Below are 7,567 nucleotides of genomic sequence, written 5' to 3'. Positions count from 1 at the left end.
GCCCGTTTCCCGGCTGTAACAACCATTCCCTGGACAACGAGGCGGACCACCTCCTGGCCTGGGCCGACGGCGGCACCACCGGCATCGCCAACCTGGGCCAGCCCTGCCCGAAACACCACCGTCTGAAACACTCCTCGGCCTGGACACCCGTCGGGGCCAGCACAACGAGCGCGCCGGGCTGGATTTCACCCTCAAAACGCTACTATCCGAGCGAGCATCAGGACTGGGAACCGCCCCGCTGGCCGGCCAACCTCCCGATCACGGCTACAGCCACAGACCCAAGCCCATGGTCGGAGCGAGGCGTGCCCGCGGATCCCGAGCCGGAACTGCCCCCGGATCCCTTCCCCGACTGGCACCACTTCACGGCYGGGCACCCATTCCCCGCCGCAAACACCGACGACCCTGGCTGGCCGCCACCCCTCGACGAGCCCATCCCCGAATGGGGCCTATACCAATCCGCCTGAACGACCGGTTGCGGGTCAATTTAGTGCGGTAATCGAGCCCGGGGGTGACACACTTCCTGCCACTGACAATCGGCTCCGGTTTCACCGTCACGCTCGCCTGCGCACAAGAGCCGCCGGGCKACTTTCACAACCGATGAACGGAAGCCCTATGGGGCCGACGCGTGGCCGGTGGGCACTCTTGATTGAGACGTGGATCACGTCGACTCGCACGGGGAATTCACCCGCGTGAGTCACCCACGACAGTCACGCATGAAAGAAGGACAATGATGTCTGCCGCCACCACAGAACTAACGCCCGTGGACGAGTCACTCTCCGGGCCGGCCGCACCGCCTTACTCCCATGAGCTCGCCTGGCCGGATGGCATGGCGCCGTTCAAGGTCGTCGACGACGGAACCCAGGGTGACCCGTACGCGCACTACGCATGGATGCGGGACAACGCTCCGGTTCTCCGCGCCGMCTCGCCGGTCTCGGACGTCTGGTTCATCTCCCGCTATGAGGATGTCMGCAAGGCCATGCGCRCCCCGAAGGTCTTTTCCTCCCAAGTGGTGGACCCGGTGCCGCTGACCTTCCTGACCCTGTTCGATGCCCCGAACCACACGCGGCTGCGCCAGGTCGTTGCGCAGGCCTTCACTCCAAAGGCGATCGCCCGCTTTGAAGACCGGGTCCGCGAGAACGCCCACAAATATCTGGACCCGATGATCGCAGCCGGCGGCGGCGACGCCGTCGATGACTACGCGATCCCGCTGAGCATGTCCACCATCAGCGCMCTGCTGGATGTCCCGGCGTCGGACTTCGAGAAGATGAAGTTCTGGTCGGATGAGACCTTCAGCTACTTCGGCAGGCTGGCCCGCAATGCGCAGGGCACGGGAACCGACGAACAGAGCACCTTCGAGTTCTTCGCGTACCTGAAGGGCACCATGGAACGGCTCTACCGCGAGGAAAGCGAGTCCGTGGGCGGCCATATCGCCCGGATGTGGAAGGAAGGCCTCCTCAGCGAGAAGGAAGCCAAGGAACTCTGCGCTTTCGTCTTCGTTGCCGGCCATGACACCACCACCATCCTGCTGGCCAACGCCTTCCGGGTCTTCAGCGAGCAACCCGGGCTGCTGGACCGGATCCGGCAGAACCCCGCCGACGCGAACCTCTTCGTCGAGGAACTGGCCCGCTTCCGCGGAACGGTGCAGCGCGCCAGCCGGATCACCACCGAAGACGTCGAGGTTGCCGGCGTGCGCATCCCTGCCGGCGCCATCGTCCGGTTGCTGCCGGCAGCGGCGAACCGCGACRGCGCCAAGTACCYCGACGGCGAGACCTTCAACATCGACCGCAACACCKACGGCCACCTCGGCTTCGGCCACGGTGTGCATAGCTGTCTCGGCGCCCCGCTGGCCAGGCTGKAAACGGTCGTAACGGTGGAACTCCTCGCCGCAAAGCTCGGCTCCCTGACCCTCAACAAAGACAAGCCGATCGAATACGTCCGGGGCAACAACCTGACCAACTMAGGTCCGGAACACCTTTACGTCGAGCTGGAGAAGTTCAATGCCTAGTCAGCAGCCCACTGAGTCCGTCCTGAATCCAATCGTCATCGTCGGCGCCGGCCACTCCGGAGTCGCGGTGGCCGCAGGACTGCGATCCCGCGGCTGGGAGGGGGACATCCTGCTGCTCGAAGCGGAAAAGGAGACGCCCTACGAACGCCCTCCACTGTCCAAGGAACTCMTGAAGGCCGGCGCTCCGGATGAGTCCGCCGTGCTGCGCAAAGAAAAGTTCTACCACGACAAGCGCATTAACCGGCGGGCAGGGCTCACCGTCGACGCCATCGACCCGGGCGGCAGGACCGTCCAGCTGTCCGACGGCAGCCGCCACGGCTACCACCGCCTYGTCATCGCCACCGGCTCCCGCGCCAGGTCCCTGACAGTCCCCGGGGCGGAACTCCCCGGGGTGCAGGCCCTGCGGACCCGGGACGACGCCCTTGAACTCAAACGCGCCCTCGTCCCCGGCGCCCGGGTCGCCATCATCGGCGCGKGATACATCGGCCTGGAAGTCGCCGCCGCCGCAGCCGCGAAAGGCTGCGACGTCACGGTGCTCGAATTCCAGGACCGCGTGATGAGCCGCGTGACCTCCGAGCCGGTATCCCGCTTCTTTGAGCGGCTCCATKAACAGAACGGTGTCCGGTTCGTCTTCGGCGCCGCGGTGACCGCCGTCGAGGGGTCTGACCGGGCCGAGCGCGTCGTCACCGCCGACGGCGCGGCCTACCCGGCCGACGTCGTCCTCGCCGGAATCGGCGTGGTGCCCAACCAGGAACTTGCCGCCGAGGCCGGCCTCCAGTGCCAGGACGGGATCCTCGTGGACGACGACGGGCGGACCTCGGTCCCCGGCATCTACGCCACGGGCGATGTMACGCGCTTCACCAGCACCATCGACGGCGCCAGCCAGCGCCTCGAATGCATCCAGAACGCCATGGCTCAGGCCGACAGGGTCGCAGCTGACATCACGGGCCAGGCCCCCGCGGATCCGGAGATCCCCTGGTTCTGGACCGTCCAGCACGGCGTCCGGCTCCAGACGGCCGGGGTCCGGCGCACCGACGACGACCTGATCGTGCGCGGCACCCCGGCGGAGGGCAAGTTCTCGGTGGTCTACCTCCGCGACGGGCGCCTCGCCGCCGTCGACACCATCGCAGGTCTCACCGACTTCCGTCCGGCCAAGAAACTGATCGCACAGAAAACACGGATTGATCCTTTATTGGCCGCCGATCCCGGCACCCCGCTGACCGACGCCGCGTTCGCAGCGTCCTGAAACCGAAGGAACCACCATGAGCAACAACAAACTCACCGTGATCGACCGCGAGGGCTCCACCCACGACCTTGAGTGGGAGCCGGACCAGACCCTGATGGAGGCCCTCCGGGACAACGACCTTCCGGTCCTGGCATCCTGCGGCGGCACCGCCTCCTGCGCCACCTGCCACGTCTTCCTGGAAAAGGAGGTCTTCGACACCCTGGCCGAGCGCAGCGATGACGAACTCGAGTTGCTGGTCGATGCCGAGGGCTACCAGGAATGCGGCTCGAGGCTCTCCTGCCAGCTTGACTTCACCGCGGAACTCAACGGCGTCACCGTCACCCTGGCGCCGGAAGAGTAGCCGCGGCGTCCAGCCGCCGGGTAGCGACGAGGCGGTCGTTCCATCTGCATACATTGGGGGATGGAACGGCCGCCGGTTCATACGACGCCGGTTCTTACGACGCCGGATCCGTCACCAGGATCCGCACCGAGCACAGCTCCGCCGCAGCCTTTTTGAGGACAGCGGCACGCGGATCCGGGACGTCAAGGAACGCCAGCCGGGCCACGCCGGCATAGCGCTTCAGGACCGGCTCGGCGAGGACCTGGTCGGCCAGCGTCCGGTCGCCGCCCGGCGCCACGTACTCGATCCGGTGCTCCGCGAAAATCCTCGCGGCGTGCTCCGCAACGGCCTCCACGAGGGCATCGGCCTGGTTGGCGCGCCTCCGAGCGAAGCGCTGCTGGGACCAGCCGCCGGCAGCGGTCCGCGACTGGACGTGGCGGGTGCCGGTCTTGGACGCGAGCACGGCGCCGCCGCTGACCACCGCCACCGAATAGCCGCCGCGGCGGACCAGCACGGTACCGAGGCTCCGGGGCTKCCCGGCCAGGGACGCCAGCCGCGACACCGCGTCGCCGCCGCGCCCGGGCCGGCCGTCCACGGGCCACGGCGCCTGAAGCAGCGCCACGGCGCCGTCCGCGGCGCGCAGCTGCAGACCGGCGTCGAGCTCTTCCTCCACCAGGGCGCCGTGGMTTGAGGCAAAACGCTCCACCCAGCCKGGCAGCCGGGCACCGGAAACGAAGGCCACACGGGACTCAGGGCTGGGCATTGGCGGCTCTTCCGTTGCGGGGATAAGGAGGACAGCTAAAGGGTGGCAGGGCGGACCTGAACTAGAAGTAGCCTATCTATGTGGATGATCTCTTTGGCGCAGGGCRGGACGACGCCGACGGAAGCGACGACGACGGCGGGAACGACGGCGGCGCCGACGATTCCGGCCGCGCCCGCTCCGGTGCCCGCACGGCCGGGGCCGGCTCGCCGCGGAGCCCGCTCGCCGTCCGGATGCGGCCCCGCACCCTGGATGACGTGGTGGGCCAGCAGCACCTGCTCGGCCAGGGCTCTCCGCTGCGMCAGCTCGCCGCCGGCTCCGACGCGACCGGCCCCGCCGGGCCGAGTTCGGTAATCCTCTGGGGTCCCCCCGGCACAGGCAAGACCACCCTTGCGCACGTGATCGCCAAGGGTCCCGGCCGGAAGTTCGTCGAACTCTCCGCTATCACCGCCGGCGTCAAGGACGTCCGCCGCGTGATGGACGAGGCGCTGACCGCGCGGGACCTGTTCAAGACCACCACTGTCCTGTTCCTCGACGAGATCCACCGCTTCAACAAGGCCCAGCAGGACGCGCTGCTACCCGGCGTCGAGAATCGCTGGGTGGTGCTGGTGGCCGCCACCACGGAAAACCCCTCGTTCTCCGTGGTGTCCCCGCTGCTGTCCCGCTCGCTGTTGCTGACGCTCAAACCGCTGACCGACGCCKACGTCGAGGGCCTCCTCCAGCGGGCTGTCACGGATGTCCGCGGCCTGAACGGCAAAGCCGAGCTCAGCGCCGAAGCGCTGGCACACCTTGTCCGACTCTCCGGCGGTGACGCCCGCCGGGCACTGACGGCGCTCGAGGCCGCCGCCGGCGTCGCCTTCGGGGACGCGGACGACATTGACGCAACCGACACTGACACCGCGGACACTGACGCCGCGGACGCTGACACCGCCGGCGCTGGGGCGCCGAAGCCCGTGACCATCCAGTTGCGGCACACGGAACGGGCGCTGGATGTTGCCTCGGTTCGCTACGACCGCGCCGGCGACCAGCACTACGACGTCGCCAGCGCGTTCATCAAGTCGATMCGGGGTTCGGACGTCGACGCCGCGCTGCACTACCTCGCCCGGATGCTCGAGGCGGGGGAGGACCCGCGCTTCGTGGCCCGGCGGATCGTGATCTCCGCCGCCGAGGACGTCGGGATGGCGGACCCGACGGCGCTCCAGACCGCCGTCGCGGCGGCCCAGGCCGTCCAGCTGATCGGCATGCCGGAAGGCCGCATCATCCTGGCCGAAGCCGTGGTGCACCTGGCCACCGCGCCGAAGTCCAACGCCGCGTACATGGGCATCAACCAGGCAATCGCCGACGTCCGCGCGGGGCTCGGGAACGGGATCCCCGCTCACCTGCGCGACGCGCACTACCCGGGCTCAAAACAGCTGGGCCACGGCAAGGGCTACAAATACTCCCACGACGCGCCGCATGGCGTGGCCACCCAGCAGTATCCGCCGGACGATCTCGTGGGCCGCAATTACTATGAACCCACCGCCAACGGGGCTGAACGGGACATCGGCACCCGGCTCGAGCGGCTCCGGAAGATCATCCGCGGCACGTAATCTGTCGCTGACCAGCGGCTGCTCTGGCGCGGCCCTTCAGCGCCGGAATCCGCCGTTGACATAGGGGCCAAGAGGTCTAACGTGGAAATACGCCAGCATTGACCTGCTGACCATCCGTGCGGCGCAGGGGACAGCGCGGCTCACACCGCCGGCAATCGATTACCCGGACCCCCGAACGACGGCCGGCTTCGCTCCATCCAAGGTCTTCCAATGCGAGCGTCCCGCTCAGTCCCCAGGCAGTGTCCCATGAGCATTAATTTCGTTACAGCCATGGCAGTCAAATCCTTCGACGTGCCCGACCGGAAGCGGTGCCCGGACAAGGCCGAATTCGACCTCTGCACCGTGGACGACTACTCGGTGGCCAAGTTGATCCTCGGCCCGGGCTGGCGGTGGTCGGAGAGCACCAAACCCTACGAGCAGACCGACGCCTGCCAGCACCACCATCTGGGCTTCTGCATTTCCGGTGTGCTGGAGGTCGAGACAGCCGAAGGGCTGCGCTCCACGATCCACGCCAACGACACCTACGCGATCCCGCCGGGTCATGACGAGTGGGTGGTGGGCCCGGCACCCTTCGTGGCCGTGGAATTCCTGGGTGCCGCGTCATTCGGGCGGCGGGGCAGCMGGGGCGTGCACGCCAGGGTCTGATTTCGTTACTGGCTTCGGGCCATGGGCCCCTTCATGGTAGGCTGGTTCGTTGTCTGGCAAGGCACGGACGCACAATCCATTGAAACTTCGGTTTAGTGAGGGTTGCCCTGTGCCCAGTAGCAAAAGGCAGCGGTTGGCCGATGCTCTCCATCGTGGAGGCCAGTAACACTGACACACCGCAGATATTGGAAGGACACTAGTGGCTAACAACACTCGTGCTCGCCGTACCGCACGCCTTTCGCGCGCACTCGGCATCGCTCTGACCCCCAAGGCCGCCAAGTACATGGAGCGCCGCCCGTACGGCCCCGGTGAGCATGGCCGTGCCCGCAAGAAGCAGGACTCCGACTACGCCGTACGTCTGCGCGAAAAGCAGCGTCTGCGCGCCCAGTACGGCATCCGCGAAGCCCAGATGACACGTGCCTTCGAAGAAGCACGCCGCACCAAGGGCCTGACCGGTGAAAACCTGATCGAACTGCTCGAAATGCGTCTCGACGCCCTCGTGCTGCGTGCCGGCTTCGCCCGCACCATCGCCCAGGCCCGCCAGCTGGTTGTGCACCGCCACATCCTGGTTGACGGCATCCGCGTTGACCGCCCGTCTTTCCGCGTCGGCGAGGGCCAGCTGGTCCACGTCCACAGCCGCAGCGAGACCATGCCTCCGTTCCAGGTTGCAGCAGCCGGCGCTCACCGCGACGTCCTGCCGATGGTTCCGGCCTACCTGGACGTCAAGCTTGACGCCCTGCAGGCCCGCCTGGTGCGCCGCCCCAAGCGTTCCGAGATCCCCGTGACCTGCGAAGAGCAGCTCGTCGTGGAATTCTACGCACGCTAAGTAAACGCAACACCTCCAAAGAAGCCCGTGGCAAGCGCCGMGGGCTTCTTTGTATGTAAGGTACTTGGGGGAGTTCCCCGGGAGCCGTTTCTGCTCGCCGGACTAAACTCTCGGCTGAAACCGTCGGGGCCCGACGCAACGAGCAGGTATCCACTGCAGTTCAAGGAGATGATTGTC

General features: G+C 67.3%; 8 protein-coding genes. 7 read left to right on the top strand and 1 reads right to left on the bottom strand.

Annotated features, from left to right (window positions below; all coding sequences use genetic code 11):
• From AC1DBQ_RS19960 to AC1DBQ_RS19945, 4 genes are all read left to right on the top strand, one after another.
• Positions 1-464 (top strand): HNH endonuclease signature motif containing protein (locus tag AC1DBQ_RS19960; RefSeq protein ID WP_476930163.1); only part of this gene is annotated, 464 nt, incomplete at its 5' end.
• A 263-nt stretch (positions 465-727) separates the two neighbouring features.
• Positions 728-2,005 carry a cytochrome P450 gene (locus tag AC1DBQ_RS19955; protein WP_476930162.1) on the top strand — a complete coding sequence of 426 codons (1,278 nt, stop codon included), beginning with the start codon at positions 728-730 and terminating at the stop codon, positions 2,003-2,005.
• Positions 1,998-3,251: an NAD(P)/FAD-dependent oxidoreductase gene (locus AC1DBQ_RS19950; RefSeq protein ID WP_476930161.1), complete on the top strand. Its 1,254-nt coding sequence runs from the start codon at positions 1,998-2,000 to the stop codon at positions 3,249-3,251. Before AC1DBQ_RS19955 ends, AC1DBQ_RS19950 begins: the two co-directional genes overlap by 8 nt.
• Before the next feature lie 16 nt (positions 3,252-3,267).
• Positions 3,268-3,591, top strand: a complete 324-nt coding sequence (locus tag AC1DBQ_RS19945; protein ID WP_476930160.1) for a 2Fe-2S iron-sulfur cluster-binding protein — start codon at positions 3,268-3,270, stop codon at positions 3,589-3,591.
• A gap of 94 nt (positions 3,592-3,685) precedes the next feature.
• Here the strand turns inward: AC1DBQ_RS19945 and AC1DBQ_RS19940 are convergent, their stop codons facing one another.
• The gene (locus AC1DBQ_RS19940) at positions 3,686-4,333 is read right to left on the bottom strand and encodes an acVLRF1 family peptidyl-tRNA hydrolase (RefSeq protein WP_476930159.1); all 648 of its coding nucleotides are present in this window, start codon (positions 4,331-4,333) and stop codon (positions 3,686-3,688) included.
• Between the two features lie 80 nt (positions 4,334-4,413).
• Between AC1DBQ_RS19940 and AC1DBQ_RS19935 the strand changes: the two genes are divergently transcribed.
• The 3 genes from AC1DBQ_RS19935 (at position 4,414) to rpsD (ending at position 7,390) form a co-directional block, all read left to right on the top strand.
• On the top strand, positions 4,414-5,919 hold the full coding sequence (locus AC1DBQ_RS19935; protein WP_476930158.1) for a replication-associated recombination protein A: 1,506 nt from the start codon (positions 4,414-4,416) through the stop codon (positions 5,917-5,919).
• A gap of 246 nt (positions 5,920-6,165) precedes the next feature.
• Positions 6,166-6,564, top strand: a complete 399-nt coding sequence (locus AC1DBQ_RS19930) for a cupin domain-containing protein (protein ID WP_476930157.1) — start codon at positions 6,166-6,168, stop codon at positions 6,562-6,564.
• Between the two features lie 199 nt (positions 6,565-6,763).
• Positions 6,764-7,390, top strand: a complete 627-nt coding sequence (gene rpsD, locus AC1DBQ_RS19925) for a 30S ribosomal protein S4 (RefSeq protein WP_091251848.1) — start codon at positions 6,764-6,766, stop codon at positions 7,388-7,390.
• The last annotated feature ends 177 nt before the right edge of the window (positions 7,391-7,567 follow it).

The sequence above is a fragment of the Arthrobacter sp. 10T413_2 genome (genome assembly GCF_056394205.1).
This window is presented reverse-complemented; position numbering and strand designations above follow the sequence as displayed.

Coding starts and splice junctions, on each gene's coding strand:
- AC1DBQ_RS19945 (WP_476930160.1), top strand. CDS start 3,268: ATGAGCAACAACAAACTCACCGTGATCGACCGCGAGGGCTCCACCCAC.